The 19516-nt window shown below is 65.6% G+C and carries 19 protein-coding genes; 2 read left to right on the plus strand and 17 right to left on the minus strand.

All coding sequences use genetic code 11. The features are described 5' to 3' along the window. Positions 1 to 87, plus strand: coding sequence for an IS3 family transposase (locus ACLQ7E_RS11570; RefSeq protein WP_411731500.1), 87 nt, complete (start codon positions 1 to 3; stop codon positions 85 to 87). A 77-nt stretch (positions 88 to 164) separates the two neighbouring features. Here the strand turns inward: ACLQ7E_RS11570 and ACLQ7E_RS11575 are convergent, their stop codons facing one another. The 6 genes from ACLQ7E_RS11575 to ACLQ7E_RS11600 all read right to left on the minus strand — a co-directional run bounded on the left by ACLQ7E_RS11575 (position 165) and on the right by ACLQ7E_RS11600 (position 6558). Then, the gene (locus ACLQ7E_RS11575) at positions 165 to 1832 is read right to left on the minus strand and encodes an FAD-dependent oxidoreductase (RefSeq protein ID WP_411732724.1); all 1668 of its coding nucleotides are present in this window, start codon (positions 1830 to 1832) and stop codon (positions 165 to 167) included. 243 nt (positions 1833 to 2075) lie between these two features. After that, on the minus strand, positions 2076 to 2807 hold the full coding sequence (locus ACLQ7E_RS11580) for a FadR/GntR family transcriptional regulator (RefSeq protein WP_411732725.1): 732 nt from the start codon (positions 2805 to 2807) through the stop codon (positions 2076 to 2078). Positions 2808 to 2901: 94 nt separating this feature from the next. Then, positions 2902 to 4170, minus strand: coding sequence for an NAD(P)/FAD-dependent oxidoreductase (locus ACLQ7E_RS11585; RefSeq protein WP_411732726.1), 1269 nt, complete (start codon positions 4168 to 4170; stop codon positions 2902 to 2904). A 5-nt stretch (positions 4171 to 4175) separates the two neighbouring features. Continuing rightward, a complete protein-coding gene (locus tag ACLQ7E_RS11590) occupies positions 4176 to 4496 on the minus strand; it encodes a 2Fe-2S iron-sulfur cluster-binding protein (protein ID WP_411732727.1) in 321 nt (106 codons plus the stop codon). Positions 4497 to 4658: 162 nt separating this feature from the next. After that, the gene (locus ACLQ7E_RS11595; protein ID WP_411732728.1) at positions 4659 to 5186 is read right to left on the minus strand and encodes an HtaA domain-containing protein; all 528 of its coding nucleotides are present in this window, start codon (positions 5184 to 5186) and stop codon (positions 4659 to 4661) included. A 106-nt stretch (positions 5187 to 5292) separates the two neighbouring features. Then, a complete protein-coding gene (locus ACLQ7E_RS11600) occupies positions 5293 to 6558 on the minus strand; it encodes a cytochrome P450 (protein WP_411732729.1) in 1266 nt (421 codons plus the stop codon). A gap of 204 nt (positions 6559 to 6762) precedes the next feature. Here ACLQ7E_RS11600 and ACLQ7E_RS11605 point away from each other — a divergent pair, with 204 nt between their 5' ends. Continuing rightward, entirely contained in the window at positions 6763 to 6960 is a 198-nt protein-coding gene (locus tag ACLQ7E_RS11605; protein WP_411732730.1) for a ferredoxin, read from the plus strand. A gap of 114 nt (positions 6961 to 7074) precedes the next feature. Here the strand turns inward: ACLQ7E_RS11605 and ACLQ7E_RS11610 are convergent, their stop codons facing one another. The 11 genes from ACLQ7E_RS11610 to ACLQ7E_RS11660 all read right to left on the minus strand — a co-directional run bounded on the left by ACLQ7E_RS11610 (position 7075) and on the right by ACLQ7E_RS11660 (position 19492). Continuing rightward, positions 7075 to 8151: a Zn-dependent alcohol dehydrogenase gene (locus tag ACLQ7E_RS11610; protein ID WP_411732731.1), complete on the minus strand. Its 1077-nt coding sequence runs from the start codon at positions 8149 to 8151 to the stop codon at positions 7075 to 7077. Between the two features lie 208 nt (positions 8152 to 8359). Beyond that, positions 8360 to 9835 (minus strand): aldehyde dehydrogenase, encoded by a 1476-nt coding sequence (locus ACLQ7E_RS11615; protein ID WP_411732732.1) that lies wholly within the window; start codon positions 9833 to 9835, stop codon positions 8360 to 8362. Positions 9836 to 9900: 65 nt separating this feature from the next. Continuing rightward, positions 9901 to 10359 (minus strand): nuclear transport factor 2 family protein, encoded by a 459-nt coding sequence (locus ACLQ7E_RS11620; RefSeq protein ID WP_411732733.1) that lies wholly within the window; start codon positions 10357 to 10359, stop codon positions 9901 to 9903. Positions 10360 to 10375: 16 nt separating this feature from the next. Continuing rightward, a complete protein-coding gene (locus tag ACLQ7E_RS11625) occupies positions 10376 to 11959 on the minus strand; it encodes a GMC family oxidoreductase (protein WP_411732734.1) in 1584 nt (527 codons plus the stop codon). A gap of 78 nt (positions 11960 to 12037) precedes the next feature. Continuing rightward, positions 12038 to 13639: a flavin-containing monooxygenase gene (locus tag ACLQ7E_RS11630; protein ID WP_411732735.1), complete on the minus strand. Its 1602-nt coding sequence runs from the start codon at positions 13637 to 13639 to the stop codon at positions 12038 to 12040. After that, positions 13636 to 14586 (minus strand): alpha/beta hydrolase, encoded by a 951-nt coding sequence (locus ACLQ7E_RS11635; protein WP_411732736.1) that lies wholly within the window; start codon positions 14584 to 14586, stop codon positions 13636 to 13638. Before ACLQ7E_RS11635 ends, ACLQ7E_RS11630 begins: the two co-directional genes overlap by 4 nt. A 130-nt stretch (positions 14587 to 14716) precedes the next feature. Beyond that, on the minus strand, positions 14717 to 15148 hold the full coding sequence (locus ACLQ7E_RS11640) for a nuclear transport factor 2 family protein (RefSeq protein WP_411732737.1): 432 nt from the start codon (positions 15146 to 15148) through the stop codon (positions 14717 to 14719). Between the two features lie 333 nt (positions 15149 to 15481). Continuing rightward, complete coding sequence (locus tag ACLQ7E_RS11645; protein ID WP_411732738.1) at positions 15482 to 16969, minus strand: aldehyde dehydrogenase family protein; 1488 nt, start codon at positions 16967 to 16969, stop codon at positions 15482 to 15484. Next, positions 16966 to 17439 carry a MaoC family dehydratase gene (locus ACLQ7E_RS11650; protein WP_411732739.1) on the minus strand — a complete coding sequence of 158 codons (474 nt, stop codon included), beginning with the start codon at positions 17437 to 17439 and terminating at the stop codon, positions 16966 to 16968. Before ACLQ7E_RS11650 ends, ACLQ7E_RS11645 begins: the two co-directional genes overlap by 4 nt. Then, positions 17436 to 18326 carry an HpcH/HpaI aldolase/citrate lyase family protein gene (locus ACLQ7E_RS11655; protein WP_411732740.1) on the minus strand — a complete coding sequence of 297 codons (891 nt, stop codon included), beginning with the start codon at positions 18324 to 18326 and terminating at the stop codon, positions 17436 to 17438. Before ACLQ7E_RS11655 ends, ACLQ7E_RS11650 begins: the two co-directional genes overlap by 4 nt. Next, positions 18326 to 19492 (minus strand): acyl-CoA dehydrogenase family protein, encoded by a 1167-nt coding sequence (locus tag ACLQ7E_RS11660; RefSeq protein WP_411732741.1) that lies wholly within the window; start codon positions 19490 to 19492, stop codon positions 18326 to 18328. Before ACLQ7E_RS11660 ends, ACLQ7E_RS11655 begins: the two co-directional genes overlap by 1 nt. Between the last annotated feature and the right edge of the window lie 24 nt (positions 19493 to 19516).

Genomic DNA, 19516 nt, shown 5'->3' on the forward strand with positions numbered 1-19516 from the left:
ATCCACTGGTACAACCATGACCGCATCTCGTTAACGCTCGAGTGCCTGAGCCCGATGAAATACCGGGCCCAGGCACTGGCTGCGTAGACTTTTACTTACCGAGTCCAACTTTCGGGGACCAGTTCAAAATTGGTGCGGGGGGCTTGTCATGGGTTGGGGGCGTCCTAGGCGAGCAGCACCGTGGGTGACCCGGGCCGTGCCTCCGCCGTCGTCCTGCCGGCCGCGGTGCGGCCCGCCAGATAGCCGAACACCAGTCCCGGGCCAAGGGTTCCACCGGCACCGCCGTACACCATGCCGGTGGGCCCGGCCATGACATTGCCTGCGGCGAAGAGGCCGGGGATGACTTTGCCGTCGACGGACAAGACCTCCGAGCTGGGAGTGGTGCGTGGGCCTCCCTTGGTACCCAAGGTGCTGCTGTGCAGTTCCACGGCGTAGTAGGGGGCCCGCTCCAGCGGACCGAATGTGGAGTCCGCTCCCGGATATCCGTCCCGGTTGCCGACAAAGCCGTCGAAGGAGCTCTCGCCGCGCCCGAAATCGGGGTCGGATCCCTGCTTGGCGTGCCCATTCCAGCGCTCGATCGTCTCCACCAGCGCGTCGGCCGGCACCCCGATCAGCCCTGCCAGGCCCGCGACCGAGTCCGACCTCATGATCCATGAGGGCACCGGTTCTCCCGGGGCCGTGCCGAAGCCCCCGAAGCGTTCCATCATCCGGGCGTCGAAGACGACCCAGCAGGGGATGTTCCGGTAGTCGAATGAGGTTGGATCGAGTTCATGGAACGCCCCGCCCATGGCGTTGTAGTTCGCCGCCTCGTTGGCAAACCGCTTGCCCTCGCGGTTCACCATGATCGAATGCGGCACGGTGCGCTCGCGCTGCACCAGGTACACGGGCTGGGTGCCAAACGCGTTCTCGCCCGGCAGCGTGCACACCGGCGCCCACCAAGCCTCGCGCATGTTCCCGAGGCTGGCACCGATGCGCATGGCCATGCGCAGGCCGTCGCCGGTGTTGGTGGGAACGCTGGCGGGATGGCTGATCGGCCCTCGCAGGAAGTCCCGGGCCAGATCCTTGTCCCACTCGAATCCCCCGGTCGCCAGTACGACCCCCTGTCGGGCCGTGACCTCGTGACGCACCTGCGGGCCTTCCAGAACGACCCCACTGACGGCTCCGTCCTCAAGGCGCAGCTCCACGGCACGCTCCCCGAGGTGGACCTCGACCCCGCGCTCCAGGCATCCCTGCAAAAGCGCAGCAACCATGGCGCGCCCCAGCCCCTCCACCTGGTGTTCCTCGCGCTCCCGTCCCTTTTCCGGCGGCAGGAAGCCGGTGCCGCCTCCGATGGGAGTCTCCCCCACGAGCATCCGGCGCGGCGTGCCACCAAGGCGCCCCGCCCATTCGCCCAGACCTTCCAGCGAGAACAGCTGCGGTTCGATGGATCGCCCCCCGCCAGGCTTTCCGCCGGGTCGCTCGGGGTGGTAGTCGGGGTATCCCGGAACCAGAGACATCTTCAGCGGCGTGGTCTCGAGCCAGTCCAACAGCTCGGGAATCGTGTCGACGAAGGCCTCGGCCATTTCGGGGAGGATCATGCCGTTGGACAGGGACTGCAGGTAGGCCAGCGCATCGGCACGGGAGTCCTGGACCCCTTGTTCCCGGGCGTATCTGTTGTTCGGCATCCACGCCACGGCGCTTGACAGGCAGGTGGTGCCGCCAACGACGGGCGCCTTCTCGAAGACGCCCACCGTGGCACCGCCATCGGCCGCCGCGAGCGCTGCGCACAGGCCAGACGCCCCACTGCCCAGAACTACCACGTCATACGTGGAACGATTTGTACTGCTGTTCATTAACTACTCCCCTGTATCGGTATTCGGAGTTGGGCGGCGGCCAACCGCACGAAACAGGAGGTTTTCTCCGTGGCGGGTCGGCCGCGACGCCAGGCTGGCGTCCCGGGCACGCCATAGGCGACCGGTGGCCAAACCATGGCCCACATCACAAGAAAGACGCTAGCATCGCAGGGAGATACTTACAATCGTTATCCTAGATTATGGAGCCAGACTCATCCGACAGGATCCGTCCGATCGGAGCAGCTACAAGGTCCAGGAAATCGGCGTGTTCAGGACGTCGGGGAACTTGCGCTCGACATAGTTTGCGTACTCGAGAATGTGTTCACGCATCGCGCTCGCCGCAGAGGCCGGGTCCTTCGCAGCCAATGCCTCATAGATCGCAGAGTGGGCCTTGTGGACCGCGACCCTGCGGTGCTCCGGGTAATCGACGCCGATGGCCGATCCGTCAAGCATTCCCAGGAGGGTATCCGTGAGGTGGCCGAACAGGGCGTTGCCGGAGTTGCGGGCAATGATGTCGTGGAACCGCTTGTTCATCTCGAGAAAGACGGATTCATCCCCCACCTTGTCGAGCATATGGTCCACGGTGTACTTCAGCGCAGCAAGCTGCTCCTCGCTCATCCGCGTCGCCGCGAGTTGCGCCATCATCGGCTCGAGGGCCGTCCGGGCTTCGGTAATGGTCCTGAACGGCGCGTTTTCGAACTGCAGCAAGAGGGTCAGTGCCGTGGCCAGGCCGCCGCCATCCGGCTGTTGCACCACGGGCCCGCCACCGGGCCCTGGCTTAAGCATGATGATGCCCTGCAGCTCGAGGAAGCGCAGCGACTCCCGCAAGGTTCCGCGCCCGATGTTGTACTCCTCGAGCATGATCCGCTCGGGGGGCAGGCGATCTCCCGGCACATTCCCCCGACGCTGGATGTCGGCGACAATGCGCTGGGCCACCAGCACGGCCGTCTTTTGCGGCCGTAACGAGGTCTGCATGGGTTCTCCTTGTGTGAGGTGGCCGCTACGCGGCCGCGTAATAATCGAATCATAAGTATAGTCCGACTATTATACTCCTCCACCCCGCCAACGATCAGGAAGCCGGCTCCAGCTCCGTCATCATCTTCTTGAGCGGGGTGCCTGAGTCGCCGGCCCTGTCGGCCGGAACATTGAGCCCTTTGGCCAGGAGCGTCTTGACTGCCATGAAATCCACCGGGTTGTTGATGCAATCCACGGCAATGACCCGCCCGTCTCGGTAGTAGATCACGGAGAACTTCTCGTCGGCGATCGAACCGCGCAGCACAACCCGGTCATGCCCCGCAGAGAGTCCGGCCATCTGCAGCTTCAGGTCGCCCTGGTCGGACCAGAACCACGGCACCATGCGGTAGGCAACCTTGTTCCCGACGATCGTGGCGGCGGCATTGCGTGCCTGCTCCACGGCGTTGTTGACGCTCTCGAGCCGCAGGCGCTCCGGCGCACCTTCGCGCGGCAGCGGGTTGGGCATGTCCGCACAGTCCCCGGCGACGAGCGTGGTGCCGTCGGAAGCCAGCGAATGTTCGTCCACGGCGATCCCGTTGCCGCAGGCCAAGCCGAGGGCTTCGGCGATTTCCGTTCGGGGAACGACGCCGACGCCCACCAGCACGACGTCGGCCGGCACGGTCTTGCCTCCCTCCAGCTCGACGCCGGTGACCCGACCTTGCCCGTCGCCGACAAATCGCGTGATCCGGGCGTCCAGCGTGATGTCCACGTGGCGCGACCGGTGCGCGCCCAGGAAGAAGTCCGAGGTGGCCTCCCCGACCGCCCGGCCGATGAGCCGGGGTGCCGCCTCGAGAACGGACACTGTCTTGCCCAGCTTCCGGGCGCTCGCGGCAGCCTCCAGCCCCACGAAGCCTCCGCCGACCACGACGACGTTCCGGGCGTCTTCCAGCCGGGTCTTCAAGCCCTCGGCGTCGTCGGCATCGCGCAGGTAGAGAACGCCGTCGAGTTCAGAGCCTTCCAGCTGCAGCTTGCGCGGCCGCGCTCCCGTGGTCAGGGCCAGCCGGCCGAAGGTGAACTGCCGGCCCGAGGCGGCGGTCGCCGTTCCCGCGCCGTCAGAGTTCTTGTCGATCGACACGATCCGCTCGCCCAGGACCAGATCGATGTTGTTTTTCTCGTAGAAGTCCCGGGTCCTGAACGCCAGCGTCTCCGCCGTGACGAGTCCTTGCAGGAAGGTCTTGGACAGTGGCGGCCGCTGGTACGGGGCGTGCCGCTCGGCGCCGATGAGGGTGATCGGATCGGCATACCCCATTTCCCGAAGGGAGCTGGCGAGCTGCACGCCAGCCTGCGAGGCGCCGATAATGAGGATTCCGCAGTTCTCCGACATGGCGTTTAGACCTGACTTTCCGGTGTTTCGACGTATACGTGGACATCCGCTTCGAGCTTCAGCTGGCACGAAAGCCGCGAGTTGCCGCGGCGCTCCTCCGTGGTGCCGTCGAGCATCTCATCCTCGAGTTCACCCATGGCCACCAAGCCCTCCAGGTCCTCTTCTCGGACGAACACGTGGCAGGTGGAACAAGCCAGGGAACCGCCACACTCGGCCACGATTCCCGGCAGGCCGTTTCGCACCGCAATTTCCATCACGGAGTCCCCACTGTTGCCGCCAAGGACGTTGATGTCGCCGCTGGCCGAAGTATAGGTTACCTTTGGCATGCTCTTTCCCTTTCGTTCAGGAAGTTTACCGAATTCATGATCATGATTGTAACCATAAATGATCGGATGCAACAGGACTGGGGGCCAAATGTTTCGTAAGGCCCCGACGCTAACCGGCTTGCCGGCGAGGCGCGGCCGGGGATCCAACCGCTTCCAACCCGTCTAGGCGTGGGCGCGGAACCTCACCGGATCCATGACCTCACCGACCTGGTAGACCCCGTTAAACACCTCCACGCCGGCTGGCGTCAACTGCGCGTCCACTTGCGCCCAGCCCTGCGGCAGCGGGCCGACAGCCGGCGCGCCGGGCACCAGTGTCGCGAGCTCGATGCGGCACTCCTTGCTGGGCCAGCGTTCGGCATCGACGACCGTAAGGACCGCGCCTGCGTCGCGGAACTCGATCCAGGGGTCGACAATCATGACGAAAAGCATCCCCCCGTGCCCCTTGTAGCGCACGTCGCCTCGGTACTTGACGACCCCCTCCGGGATCGCCGGATCGTACCCGGATGCGTCGTCGAGCTCGAAGAAGTAGACCCCTTCGCCGGCCTCCGTGGCGCCATGGCCAGCACCCCTTCGCCCGTCGGCCATCGAGTCGATGTAGCGCGTAAAACTGCCCTTGATCCCCCAGGAAAGCCCGGGGCGTGTCGCCGGCTCGTCGCCGCCCTGAAGCCGGGCCGGGGCACTCATGCTCATATCTGTCATCCTCGTCGGTTTCCTGAAGCTGCGCCCGAAACTTTCGCCCCAAAGGGGCGGCAGCCCGGGCCTTGAACTGCCCGGCGCAGCCGGGCAGGCCGAATTGCTAGAGTCGCTCTTCGAGCAGGCGCTTGCCCGGGGTGAACGTCGCCGGCAGCTTCTCGAAGCCTGTATTGACACCCTGCCGCGGGTAGCGGGTCACCTTGGCATGGTCCACCTGATAGTCGGGCATGCGTTCCAGGACCTGGGTCAGGATGGTCCTGGCCATCAGGCGCCCCAGGTGGGAACCGGCGCACCGGTGGCTGCCGACACCGAACGACATATGGCGGTTAGGCAGGCGTTCGATGTCCACCTCGTCCGGGTTCTCGAATCCACCGGCGGCATCGCGGTTTCCCGAGGACCAGGCAAGCAGCGCCCGGTCCCCTTCCTTGATCTTGACGCCGTGGAAGTCGGCGTCCTTGCCGACGGTACGCGCAAGGGCCTGGGTCGGGGAGAAATAACGCAGGAACTCCTCGACGGCGTTCTGCATCAGGCCGGGATCATCAATGAGCCTCTGGCGGACATCGGGGTTGGCAGAGAGCCACTCGAGCGCCTGGCCGCTGAGCGAGGCAACCGTACCCACGCCCCCGGAGATGATCAAGTCCACCATGTTCAGCGTTTCCTCCTCGGTGATCGGCCGGCCGTCGATCTCGTGGCCCAAGATGAAGCTGATGGGGTCATCGCCTGGATTGAGCTTTCGCTCCGCGATGACCGCCTTCACCTTCTCCGCCAGGGCGGGAAGTTCCTCCGTGGTGACATTGATGTACTCGGGGCTGTCCAATTCTGCGGAGAGGACCTTGCGGTGGGCGAAGGAATAGCGGCGCCAGTCCTCAAGCGACAGGGACAGCCAGTCGATTGTGATGATGGAAGGAATGCCGGTCAGTGCCGCAAAATCGGCCTCGCCGCTTTCGATGATGTCGTCGATAAAGAGTGCGGTGTACCGCTCGACCATCGGACGCATCTCCTCGATCCTCGAGGGCGAGAGCAGCTGGTTCATGATTCGGCGGTACGGCATGGACGCCGGCGGGTCGAGGTCAATGGGGAAATGCTCCGAGATCGGTCGCTTGGGAATGAGGATTGCCTGGCCTTCTCCGCCGTGGATGCTTCGGGCCGAGGAAAACATCTCATCATCGCGGGCGGCATCGAAGATGGCGTCGTACCCACTCAGGACCCAGTATCCGCCCCATGCCTCGGTCCACGCGACCGGCGCCTTCTCCCGCAGGGCGCGGTAGCTGGCAACCGGATCGGTGCTGTGCGCCTCCGCATTGTGGTCGAACTCGACGACCGGGCGATCGGTCCGTACCGAAGTCTCTGCGTCCGTTTGCTGTGTCATAGAACTCCCCTTTGCTTCACGTTTGTGGCTCTTGGTGGCCTGGACGAACGGCGCCGCGGCGAAACTCGTCCTTGTATCTACTAATTATTATAATAGAATGGACCGTAAGCCCAGTCTAGGGCCCAACGAAGAATTCATACAGGGAACCAGGCCGTATCAGAGTGGCCAACCTCCGTTCGGAGAAGACAACCAAGAGGAGTATTGATGCGCATTGAACTCGACCGGAACGTCTGCCAGGGGCACGGCGTCTGCCAAATGACCGCCCCGAACCTGTTCACGCTTTCCGATGAGGACGGTCTGGCAATCCAGCCGTCGAACCCGATTGCCCCGGAATTCCAGGACGAAGGGCGCCTGTCCGTCGTCAGTTGCCCGGAACGCTCCCTGCGCATCATCGAGGAATAGCGGAGCGGCGGCGACCCGACGACGGAGCCCGAACTTCTGTGCAAGAAGAACTGCCCCGCCGGACGGCGGGGCAGTTCTTCTTGCACGCTGGACGCGGAGCGGCGGGGACGGGGATCAGTCGAAGACGATGACGGTCCGCGCTACTTCTCCGCTGAGCATGTCCTCGAAACCCTCGTTGATCTCTTCGAGCTTGATCCGCCGCGAGACGAGCGAGTCGAGCTCAAGGTTCCCGGCGAGGTAGTGCTGCGCCAGCCGGGGAATGTCGACCCGGGACCTGGCCGACCCCATGAGGCTGCCCTGCACCCGTCGCTCCCAGAGCAGGGACAATAGGTGCACCGAACCGGTTGCGGTTTCCGGCGGAGCACCCACCAAGGTCAGGGTGCCGCCGGCACCCAGCATGGCCAAGCCCTGCTCAAAGGTCTGAGCCAGGCCAACCACTTCGAGCGCGTGGTCGACGCCCCCGCACAGCTCCTGCACCGCGGCAACGGGATCCACGAGGCTCGCATCGATGACGTCGGTGGCGCCCATTTTCCGGGCGTGATCCAGCTTGGAGGCGACCCGGTCAATGGCAATGATTCGTCCGGCACCGGCCAAGCGTGCCCCCTGGATGACATTCAGACCCACGCCGCCGCACCCGATGACTGCCACCGTCTCGCCCGGTTTCACCTTCGCGGTGTTGGCAACCGCACCGACACCCGTAACCACGCCGCACCCCAACAGCGCCGCCACCTCGATCGGGACTTCGTCGGGAATCCGCACCACGGACCGTTCATGGACGAGCATCTTTTCAGCGAAACCGCCCACGAACGAATAGGTTCCCACGGCCTGTCCGCGCGACCGCACTCGCGGCGCATCCTCCGGTGTGCGATTTGGCTTTGCGCTACAGAGGTTCGGCCGACCGAGCATGCATTCGTCGCATTCTCCGCAGAAGGGAAGCGGGAAGGTAACGACCCTGTCGCCCGGGGAAACGTAAGTGACTCCGGCGCCCACGGCTTCGACCACGCCCGCGGCCTCGTGTCCAAGAATGACGGGGAGCGGATTCGTTAGTTTTCCCTGGATGACGTGGAGGTCGCTGTGGCAAAGTCCGCTTGCCAGCACCTTGACCAGTACCTCACCAGGCATCGGGTCATCAATCTCGACCTCTTCAATGACCAAGGGTGAACCGGTCTCGTGCATGATTGCTGCGCGCATGGGGCTGTTCTCGTTTCTGTTGAAAGTGCGTTGATGTTGGTTGCCAGGACCGGAGTCCTCGACGTGGCCACGTGGCGCACGGCGATTGCCGCTTCAAGGAAGCACCGTCCGCATCGACGATGATGCCGGGTGCGGGGCCGGTTCGTCACGGGAAAGCCGGGAGGGTGGCCACCGGTGTACGCCTGGCCACCCTCCCCTGCCGCCGCTGCTACGGAAGCTGGATGAGCTTCGTCTCGAGGAACTCGGAAAGCCCCTCGACGCCGCCCTCGCGACCCAGCCCGGACTGCTTGTAGCCCCCGAACGGCTGGAGCACGTTCATGCCCCAGGAATTCACGGAGATTTGCCCCGTCCGGATCCGACGCGCGATGGCCTCGGCCGTCGCGTCGTCCTTGGCGTAGACGGCACCTGAGAGCCCGTACTCGGTCCCGTTGGCCACGGCCACGGCCTCGTCGATCGAGTCATAGGGGATCACGCACAGCACGGGGCCGAAAATTTCCTCCTGCGCGATCCTCATTCCTGGAGTGACGTCTGCAAACAGGGTCGGCTCGACGTACCAGCCGGTATCCAGGCCCGCAGGCCTGCCGCCGCCGGTCACCAGTCGCGCCCCTTCGCTCTTGCCGATCTCGATGTAGGACTCGACCCGGTCGCGCTGGCGCTCGGCGGCCAGCGGACCGATAACGGTATCGACTTCGCGGGGATCCCCGATCTTGACGCTTTCCATCACGGCCTTGATCCGCTCGATGACTTCTTCCTGACGCTGGCGCGGGACCAGGATCCGGGTCAGCGCGGCACACACCTGGCCGGAGTGGCCGATGCCAAAGAACACCAGCTGCGGGAAGACCGTATCAAGATCGACGTCATCGGTGATGATTGCCGCCGACTTGCCGCCCAGTTCGAGCGTGACGCGGGCGATGCGCTCGGCGGCAATGCCCATGATGGTTCGGCCGGCCACCGTGCTGCCGGTGAACGTGATCATGTCGACGTCCTTGTGCCGAACCAGGTACTCCCCCACTTCCCGGCCGGCGGGCAGCAGGCTGATGACGCCCTCGGGCAGGCCGGCCGCCTCGAGTGCCTCGGCCAGCATCATCATGCTGATGGGGCCTTCGGGCGCCGGCTTGACCACCACGGTGCAGCCCGCAGCCAGGGCGGGGGCGAACTTCAGCGACGCGGTCGCCACCGGTCCGTTCCAGGGCAGGATCGTGGCCACAACGCCGATCGGCTCGCGCACCAGCAGGCCGCTGCCGCCCTCCCAGCTTCGCTTCTCCTCGAAAGTGAACCGCTCGTGCAGCGTGACGACGTCATCCCAGACCTTGACTGCGTTCTCGTGGAAGGCGTTGCTTGCGGCGGCGGGGGCGCCGATCTCGGCGGTGAAGGCCGTGGACATGGCCGGGACCCGCTTCTTGATTTCCGCGCCCACGCGGCGCAGGATTTCGGCCCGCTCCGCCGGCGTCATCCGGGGCCATGGTCCCTCGTCAAAGGCCTTGCGCGCCGCGGCGACGGCGGCATCCATGTCGGCTTCCTGCGCCTCCGGCACGGTGGCAATCACTTCACCGGTGATCGGCGAGACCACCTCGATGACCGCGTCGCTGGACGGGGCGACCCAGTGGCCGCCGATGAGCAGCTTGTCGTAGCTCGGCAGGGTTTGCGATTGCGCCGAGGATGCTGCTGAGGTTGTGGTTGTCATGTCTGTTCCTCCAGATTGGTCGTGCCTGCGGTGTGATTCGGTGAAAGCCTGTCGTCCCCGGACACTTAGACCGGCGGCGGCGGCGGGGGCAGCAGTGGATGGGCCGCACGCCGGCGGAATTTCCACCCCTGCGTCGTCCGGCTGTAGTCATCGGTGTAGTAGCCGACCGATTCGTCGCGCCGGCCGTCTGCCATGACGACCACGGCGTGGAGATAGACCCTCGCCGAGGCGGCATCGCCATCGATGTCGATCATGTGGTTCAGGGCCAGATGGCACCGGTGCCGGGTGTTGTGGATCAGGCCGGCAAAGAACTCCCGGATCTCCTCCGTCCCCCGCACCACCCCCATGCCGAAATCGGTGACATCCCATTCGGCGTCGGCCACGAACATGTCCACGACGTCCTCAAGCCGTGACGAGTCCACCGCCCGGGAATACTCGTGGGTGAGCCGTCGCAGGGCCTCCAGGTCCGCAACCGAACCTCGCCGCGCGTCCGCTGCTGCCGTAGTACCCATCGTCTCCGTCATGTCGCCGCCCCCCCCCTTACGGCGCCTGGAAGACCAGCTCGGCGGGGTGGGACTCGGACTGTGTTCCGTTCCGAAGCCACTCGGCCAGACGCTCGCCGATCATGAAGGCCGTCAGGTTCGTCAGTCCGGTGGTCACGTTGACCATCACCGAGGCATCGGCAACCCAGAGGTTCTGTGCGCCGTGGACGCCGAGGTACTGGTCAACGACCGCATCCGGATCCCCGACCGGCCCCATGCGGCAGGTTCCCGCGGCGTGCAGGGAGGTGGAGGCGAAGGCCCGGATATAGGCTTCGAGCTTCGCGTCGTCGTTGATCGTCTCTGCATCCAGGAAGCAGATCTCCTCGATCTCCTCACGCATGGGAGATGAGGTGATCATGTCCCATGACTTGCGCATGGACCCCTTGAGCCGCTCGATGTCCAGCGGGTGGGAGAGGAAGTTCACGTGGATCTCGGGTTGGTCATGGGGATCGGCCGAGGAGAGGGTGACCCAGCCGGCCGAGTGCGGCTTGGCGAGCAGGTTGTTCATCATCAGGGCCTTGCGGCCCTTGGTGTCGGCGGGGATGTTCATCGTCGCCGGGTCCAGCACGGCCGCGAAGATCATCATGTCGTCGACCAGGTTCTCGGTGCCGGTGCTGTACTTGACTTGTGCGCGCACCCCGCCCTTGTCGGTCTTCTCCTTAAGCAGCGCCACCAGCGGGGAGAACGGGTGGTCCTGGAGGTTCCTGCCCACGGCCTCGTTGACGATGACCGGCTCGATGCCGTGCTCTTGAAGGACTTGCCGCGGACCGATCCCGGAGAGCATCATCAGGTGCGGCGTGTGGAAGGAGCCTCCGGCCAGCACCACGCGGTCGGCCGTCACGTTCTCGATCCGGCCGTCCACCTCGGTCTCCACGCCCACGGCGGTGGTGCCGTTGAAGAGCACCCGGCGGGCCAGGGTGTTGGCCCGGATCTCCAGGTTCGGCCGGTTGCGGGCTTCGGCGAGGTAGGTGAGCAGTGCGCCTGCGCGCAGCTCCTCTTCGCCGATCAGGTTCCGGGGCACCGGGCCGTACCCGGAGGAGGATTCCGCGTTGAAGTCCTCGACCTTCGCGAAGCCCCGCTCCTCGCAGGCCTGGGCGAAAGCCCGTGTGATGGCGGGCCACTGGTCCTCGAAGTGTCGCGTGATCGGCACCGGACCGGAGGAACCGTGTCCCGGGGCGTCGGGGAAGTCGAGGTCGTTTTCCAGCCGCGCGAAGAAGGGCAGCGTCTTCTCGTACGACCATTCGGGGTTTCCGGCGGCCACCCAGGTGTCGAGGTCCTCCTTGGTCGCCCGTTCGGCGATGGCGGCGTTGACGGACGAGGATCCGCCCACGATGCGGCCGCGGGCGTAGGGCATGGCCTCGCGGGCCGTCGGCGGCTCGAGGAAGTAGGCCTTGAGGCCCCAGTCGTGTTTTTGGACGCTCATTTCCTTGGCGTCGCGCACGTCCTCGGGCACAAGCGCCAGTTCCTCGTAGTCCGGTCCGGCCTCGATGAGGACTACGCGCTGGCTAGGGTCCTCCGTCAGGCGCGCGGCAAGGGCCGCTCCGCCGCTTCCGGCTCCAACAATTACTGTGGTCAGGGTCATGGAAATCTCCTTGGTTTCGGGGCGCGTGATCCCGCCCGCGCAGGGCGGGATCACGCGTGGGAAGGTGCTGGGGGCCGGCTAGCTGAGGACGAAGCCTCGATAGCCGTCGGCGGCCACCGCGTCGCAGGTTTCGCGGTAGGCTCCGAAGCCGCCCGCGTAGGGCATGAAAACCCGGGGCTTGCCCGGAACATTGGCCCCGAGGTACCAGGAATTCGCGTTGCTGAACAGCGTCATGTCGGCGATCCCGTTTACCTGCTCCACCCAGCCGTCCTCGGCTTCCAATGTTGCCTCGGACCGACTTAGTCCCAGTTCCTCCACATGGGCGAGGTGGTCGCTGATCCACTCGACGTGCTGCTCGATGGCCGAGACCATGTTGGTGAGCACTGACGGCGATCCGGGTCCCGCAACGATGAACAGGTTGGGGAATCCGACGGTGGACAACCCCAGGTATGTGCGCGGCCCTGCGTCCCAGTGGTCGCGCAATGCGACGCCGTTGACTCCGTTGATCTCCGGGCCCAGCAGCGCGCCGGTCATCGCGTCGAATCCGGTCGCGAAGACGACAGCATCGAACTCGTATTCGGCGGCCTGGGTCTTCAGTCCCCGTTCGTCGAATCCGACGATGGGAGACTCGCGGACGTCGACGAGCCGGACGTTCTTGCGGTTGAATGTCGCGTAGTAGTTGGAGTCGACGCAGATGCGCTTGGTGCTGACCGGGTAGTCCCGGGGCTTCAGCTTCTCGGCGATGCTCGGGTCCTCGACCACCTCGTCGATCTTCGAATGGATGAAGGCGGCCAGGGTGTCGTTGGCCTCCTGGTTGACAATCAGGTCGGCGAAGGCGCCGCCGATCCTGAAACCGCCCGCTCCCCACAGCGACTCGTAGGTGTCCCGGCGTTCCTCTTCGGTGACGTCCATGGCCAGCGCCTGGTTGCCGAGGAACGGCAGACCGGTCGGCGAACGGCGGGCGACTTCCCGGCGCCGCGGGTAGTCGGCCTTGACCTCCTGCAGGAACTGGGGATCCAAAGGCGCGTTCCGCGCCGGGACGCTGAAGCTCGGGGTCCGTTGGAAGACGGTCAGGTGCTCGGACTGCGCCGCGATTTCCGGAATGGCCTGGATTCCGGACGAGCCGGTGCCGATGACACCCACCCGCTTTCCGGTGAAGTCAACACCCTCCTGCGGCCAGGATCCGGTGTGGTAGACCTCCCCGGCGAATGAATCCATGCCGTCGAAATCCGGGACCCGCCCGTTGGAGAGGCAACCAGTCGCCATGACGACGTACTTCGCCCGAAGGGTCTCCCCAAGGCCGGTGGTGACCGACCAGCGGTTGGCCTCCTCGTCGAAGGTCGCGGCGGTGACTTCCGTATCAAGCTCGATGGACCGGCGCAGGTCGAACCGGTCCGCGACGTGGTTCAGGTAGCCGAGGATTTCCGGCTGGGCAGGGTAGCGCTCGGTCCATTCCCATTCCTGCTCCAGCTCGGGAGAGAAGGAGTAGGAGTAGTCCTGGCTTTCCACGTCGCAGCGGGCACCCGGATAGCGGTTCCAGAACCATGTGCCGCCAACCCCGTTGCCGCGTTCGAAGACGACGGCGGACAGGCCCTGCTGGCGCAACTTGTGCAACATGTACAAGCCGGAGAAGCCGGCTCCGACGATTGCGACGTCCACTTCGCGGTTGGCGCCCATCATGCACCCTCTGCCTTGAGCTCGGCACGGACCGTCGCCGCAACGAAGTCCATCGCCTCGGCCGCCGCAGGAAGCACGTTGACCATGGAGAAGAAGCCGTGCATCTGGCCCGGCCAGCGGCGGTGTTCGGTCCTCACGCCTGCTTCCTTCAACCGTTCCGCGTATGCCTCGCCCTCGTCTCGCAGCACGTCGTGGGCACCGGTGATGACCAGGGCCGGGGCAACACCCTCGAGGGATTCGGCGCGCAGCGGCGAGGCCTCGGGCTGGGTGCGGTCATCGACGTTGGGTACGTAGTGGTCCCAGAACCACTTCATGAAGTCGGTGGTGAGCAGCGTCTGGTTCTCTGCCTCCGCGTAGGAGCCGCGGGTGAAGTCGGCGTCGGTGACCGGGTAGATGAGGATCTGCTGGGCCAGGGCCGGGCCGTTGTTGTCGCGCGCACGCAGGGCAACGACGGCGGAGAGGTTGCCGCCGGCGCTGTCCCCGCCCACGAACAGCGGGACACGGGCACCGGCCAGCTGCTCCATGTGCTCGTCGGCCCAGCGCAGCGCCGTCCAGGAATCCTCGACGGCAATCGGGTAGCGCAATTCCGGGGCCTTGCGGTAGTTCACCAGCACGACCGCGCATCCGGTCTTTTCCGCCAGCTGCCGGCCGAGCGTGTCGAAGCTGTCGATGTTGCTCACCACCCAGCCCCCGCCGTGCAGGTAGACGAAGACGCCGGCCGGGCTGGCCACCGGAACGTGAATGCGGACCTCGAAGGCGCCCCCGTCGATTCCGGTCAGCGTATGGTCGTCCGTTCGGTGCATCTCCGGCCCCTTGCCGTACATCGCGTCCATTCCGGCCGCTGTTGCGCGCGCGTCCGTCGGGTTCATCTCCCACATGGGTTTTGCGTCGGGGCCGGCGGCCTCGGCCGCTGCCGTGAGGAATGCTGTTGTTGCGGAATCTAGTGCCATGAGAATCTCGCTTCGTTTGGTTATCCGGATGGAGCGGTGTTGCTGATTGAACGGGATGTTGGGTCGGCGGAATTGCGGGGGGCGGGTGGCCGCGGCGCAGCCGGGTGGCCGGCGCCGGGCGCTGAGCGGTCTAGGCCGCGGGAAGCAGCGGCTTCACGGAACGCTGGCTGAACTTCCAACCGTCCCCGGACCGGACGTAGCTGTCCTCGTAGAGGGCCAGGTTGTCCGCCCGGCTGCCGTCGGGGTTGACCACGAAGGCGTGGCAGTAGACGGTGCCGGTGGCGGTGTCGCCGTCCACGTCGATCAGGTGGTTCATGGTGAGGTGGACGCAGCCGGAGAGGCTGTCGATCAGCGCGGCGAACGTGGCGCGGACTTCCTCGTGCCCCACGGACTCCGCCGGGGCGCCGAAGCCGCGCATGTCGAAAACCGCATCCTCGGCAAACAACCCCAGAAGCTCATCCAGAAGGAAGTTGTCGATGGCCCAGGAGTATTCGTGGGTGAGGCGGCGGATCTGCTCGGTGTCGAGGTCTGTGCTCTGGAGTGAATCTTGGGTCGTCGTCATGATTGCTCCTCGTTGTAGCGGACACGTCCCGCCGTCGGGTCCCGTGAGGGAAGGCCGGACTGTGACGTGAGATACAGACGCGGGGTCAATCCCTGCGTATGATTAGGACCATATCTGACGCCTTGGGGCGAGTCAACGATTTGCCGTACCCGCTTTTTCGGCATCCCCGCAGATCCCCGGCGTGACGCGGCACACCTGCCGAAATGCGTCTCCGGCCACGGCGTTCCGGCCGGCCGCCCGGTGGCTCTGCGCACCGGCCCGCCGGGGGGCGGCAGACGCTGAAGGGCCCGGCTGCCTGCGCAGCCGGGCCTTTCAGCGTTCCTGTCTACTTGTCTAAACGCGCCACTGGATGTGCTTGACCTCCAGATACTCCTGCATGCCCCATTCGCCGAACTCGCGTCCGACGCCGGAGCGGCCGTAGCCGCCGAAGGGCGCATCGGGGCGCATGGCTCCACCACCGTTGATCCACACGGTACCCGCGCGGATCTGCTCGGCGACGCGGCGACCCTCGACCAGGTCCTCGCCGCACCAGACATTGGCCGCCAGCCCGTACGGGGTGTCGTTGGCCAGGCGGATCGCCTCGTCGGTGTCCTTGAACGGCACGATGACGGCCACGGGACCGAAGATCTCCTCCTGCACGGCACGGGCGCTGTGCGGCATGTCGCCGAGCAACACCGGATTGACGAACCAGCCCTTCTCCGGCAGCGGCTTGGTCACTTCAAGAAGCTTCCTGCCGCCCTCGGCCACCGAACCGTCAATGAAACCCTGCACCCGCGACTGGTGGTCCGGCCTGATCATGGGACCGACGTTTGTCGCCCGATCCCAGGGGTCGCCCACGATCATCTGGTCGAAGGCCGAGGCGCCGGCTTCCAGGAATTCGTCATACAGGCTGTCGTGGACCAGGATGCGAGCCAGCGCCGCACAGCCCTGCCCGCCGTTGCGGGCCCAGCGCAGGTGCATCTCGACGGCGATCTTCTGCACGTCGACGCCGGGCAGGATCAGGGTCGGGGACTTTCCGCCCAGTTCCAGGGTTACCCCGGTCAGGTTCGCGGCGGCCTGCTCCATGATCTTGGCTCCGACGCCGTCGGATCCGGTGAACGAGACCCGGTCGACGCCGGGGTGCGCGGAGAGCTGCTGGCCGACGTCGGCTCCTCCGATGATCACGTTCATGACTCCGGGCGGCAGGCCGGCTTCGCGGATTAGGTCGCCCAGGAACAATGTCGTCAGCGGGGTGCGCGGCGAGGGCAGGAGCACGACCGTGCAGCCGGCTGCCAGCGCCGCTCCGAACTTGAAGATGGCCAGGTTCAGCGGGTAGTTGTAGCCGGTGATCGCGGCAACGACGCCGACGGGCTGGTGGACGACGTCGCTCATCGTCGGATGCGGCTTGTCGTAGCCCCCAAGGTGCTGGGTGCGGTCCACCTTGGCCGCCTCGGCGGCCCAGCGCAGATGCTCCTCGACGGCCATCTTGACCTGCAGGTATTCGGCTAGCGCAACGGGCGTGCCCACTTCGTTGACGATGGAGGGCAACAGGCGGTCCGCCGCGGCCTCGAGCACGTCCGCCAGCCGGTGGATGTGGCGTGAACGTTCCTCTCCGGACAGCGCCGCCCAGGCCGGGAAGGCGCTCCGCGCGGCGGCGACGGCCGCATCGACCTGGTTGCTCGACGCGCCGCCGACGGTGCCGATGACGGCTTCCGTGGCCGGGTTGAAGACGTCCCAGGTTTCGCCCTGTGGCTGGACCTGGGCGTCACCGATGAGGAGCGTGCGCGTCTCCGGGACCCAGTCCTTGAGCGGATTCTGCGTGGTTTCGGTGCTAACCGTCATGATGGGACCTCTTCCTTGGGCCGGGTGGCCATCAGGCCGACGCGGGTCATTTCGCAGACGACCTCGTTACGCTGGTTCAGCCCGATGTGCTCGAACCAGACGATGCCGGAATCGGTGCGGGTCTTCGATTCGCGCTTCTTGATGATGGTGGTTTCGGCCCGGAGCGTGTCGCCGTGGAACACGGGGTTCGGGAACTTGATGGAGTCGTAGCCGAGGTTGCCCAGGGTCGTCCCCATGGTCAGCTCCGGGACGTGGAAGGCGCCGATCAGCGCCACCGTGAAGAGGCTGTTGAGCACCCGCTGCCCGTGGATGGAGTTCTTGGAGAATTCCTCATCAAGGTGCAGTGGCTGCAGGTTCATGGTCAGCGATGTGAACATGACGTTGTCCATTTCCGTGATGGTCCGGGTCAGGGCGTGCTTGTAGTGGGCACCCGCCTCGAATTCCTCGAACCACAGTCCGCGCATTGTCATCTGTTTGCTCCTGTCGAAATCTGTGCCGCGCGGTCTAGCCACTCAACGGCCTTGTCGTAATGTGCCTTGTCGATATGCAATCCCCGGTAGCGCAGCGCTCCGGTTCCGTCGGCGGCCGCAGCCTCGTAGGCCTTGGCCAGGCCCTCGTAGAACGAGATGTCCTCGGCCGAGGGTGAGAAGACCGCGTTGACCGTTGCCACGTGCTTCGGATGGATCGCGATCATGCCCCGGAAGCCCAGCTGCCGGCCGCGGAGCGCGAACTCGCGCAGCCCGTCCAGGTTTTCCAGGTCCTCCCAGAGCCCGGTCAGTGCATGGATGTCTGCCTCCCGGCAGGCAAGCAGCACACGGCTTCGCAGGTAGAGCGTCTCCGTGCCCTCGGGGGTCCATTCGTAGCCGACGGCGCGCGCAATGTCCGCATGCTCGGCGCTGGGGCCGATCATGGCCCCGACACGCGGCGAACTCAGCGCCACTTCGCGGCAGTTCTGGATGGCCTGGACGGTTTCGACGGGCACAATGTACTCCAGCTGTCCGACCCCGTTGCGCTCCTCGAAGTGGTCAAGCAACGCGTCGTATTGCAGCACGTCGGTGGCTTGTTCGATCTTTGGTGCGAAGATTCCGGTCAACCCGGGCACCACGACCGCCTCGAGGTCCCCGCCGGTCAACCGCGTGGCGAGCGGATTGACCCGGACGAAGAGCCCGACCTCGGTGTTCACGGTGCGCACTCGGCTGATGGATTCCGCCACCAGGGCACGCGCCTTGACTTTCTCGGCCGAGGGAACGGAATCCTCCAAATCCAGCACCACGCAGTCCGCCCCGGCATCGATCGCCTTCTGGACCCAATCCGGACGGTGCCCGGGGACAAAGAGGATGGAGCGGTAGGCGCGCATCAGTAGCTCCTCGGCAACCCGAGGACGTGCTCGGAGAAGTAGTTCAGCACCATTTCCTGGCTGATCGGCGCGATGCGCATCAGCCGGGCTTCGCGGAAGTAGCGTTCCACGTGGAATTCCTTGCCGTAGCCGAACCCGCCGTGCACCTGCAGCGCGACGTCGGCGGCGAAGAAGCCGGCCTCCGCGCAGAGGTACTTCGCCGCGTTGGCCTCGCGGCCGCAGGGCAGGCCGTTGTCCACCATCCAGGCCGCTTTTTGCACCACGGCCTCGGCGGCGTCGAGCCGGATCTGGGCTTCGGCGAGCTGGAAAGCAATGCCCTGGTTCTTGCCGATCGGGCGTCCGAAGACCTCGCGCTCGTTGGCGTAGCGCACGCCGCGGCGCAAGGCCGCCTTGCCGATGCCCAGGGCCGCATTGGCCGAGATGACCCGCTCGGCGTTCAATCCGCCGAGAATGGCACGGAAGCCGTGGCCGACCTCCCCGACCACGTCTTCGTCGGCCACGAAGAGATCGTCGATGAACAGTTCGTTGGTGTCCACCGCGTTGCGCCCCATCTTGGGGATCGGGCGGATCGAGACGTGCGCCGGGTCCATTTCGGCGAAGAACAGGGTCATGCCCGCGGTGCGCTTGCCGTTGGGGTCGCGCGGGCTGGAGCGGGCGAGGATGAGCATGCGCTCGGCCTCCTGGGCCTTGGTGATCCACACCTTCTGGCCCGAAATCCGGTAGCCGCCGTCCACCTTTCGAGCGAACGTGGAGATGTTGGAGGTGTCGGTCCCGGCATCCGGCTCGGTAACCGCGAAGGAGGTGTGCAGCTCGCCGGTGACAACGCGCTTGAGGAAGCGGTCCTTGAGGTCCTGGCTGCCATGGTTGATGATCGGCTCAAAGCCGAAGATCCCGATGTGCACGGCGCTGCAGCCGCCCATCCCTGCCCCGGAGGCAGCGATTTCCTGCTCGACGATGGCTGCCTCGGTGACTCCGAGTCCGCCTCCGCCGTATTCCTCCGGAATGGTCAGACCCAGCCAGCCGCCGTCGGCCACGGCGTTGTAGAAGTCCCACGGGAACTCCTTGGAGTCGTCGTGTTCCATCCAGTATTCATCCGGGAAGCTCTTGCAGAGGTCACGCACGGAGGACCTGATGTCGTCGTGCAGGGGGTTAGGGCTGAAATCCATGGTTTCTCTCTTTTCTGGTGAAGC

The sequence above is a fragment of the Paeniglutamicibacter sp. genome (assembly GCF_046714615.1).
Classification (GTDB): domain Bacteria; phylum Actinomycetota; class Actinomycetes; order Actinomycetales; family Micrococcaceae; genus Paeniglutamicibacter.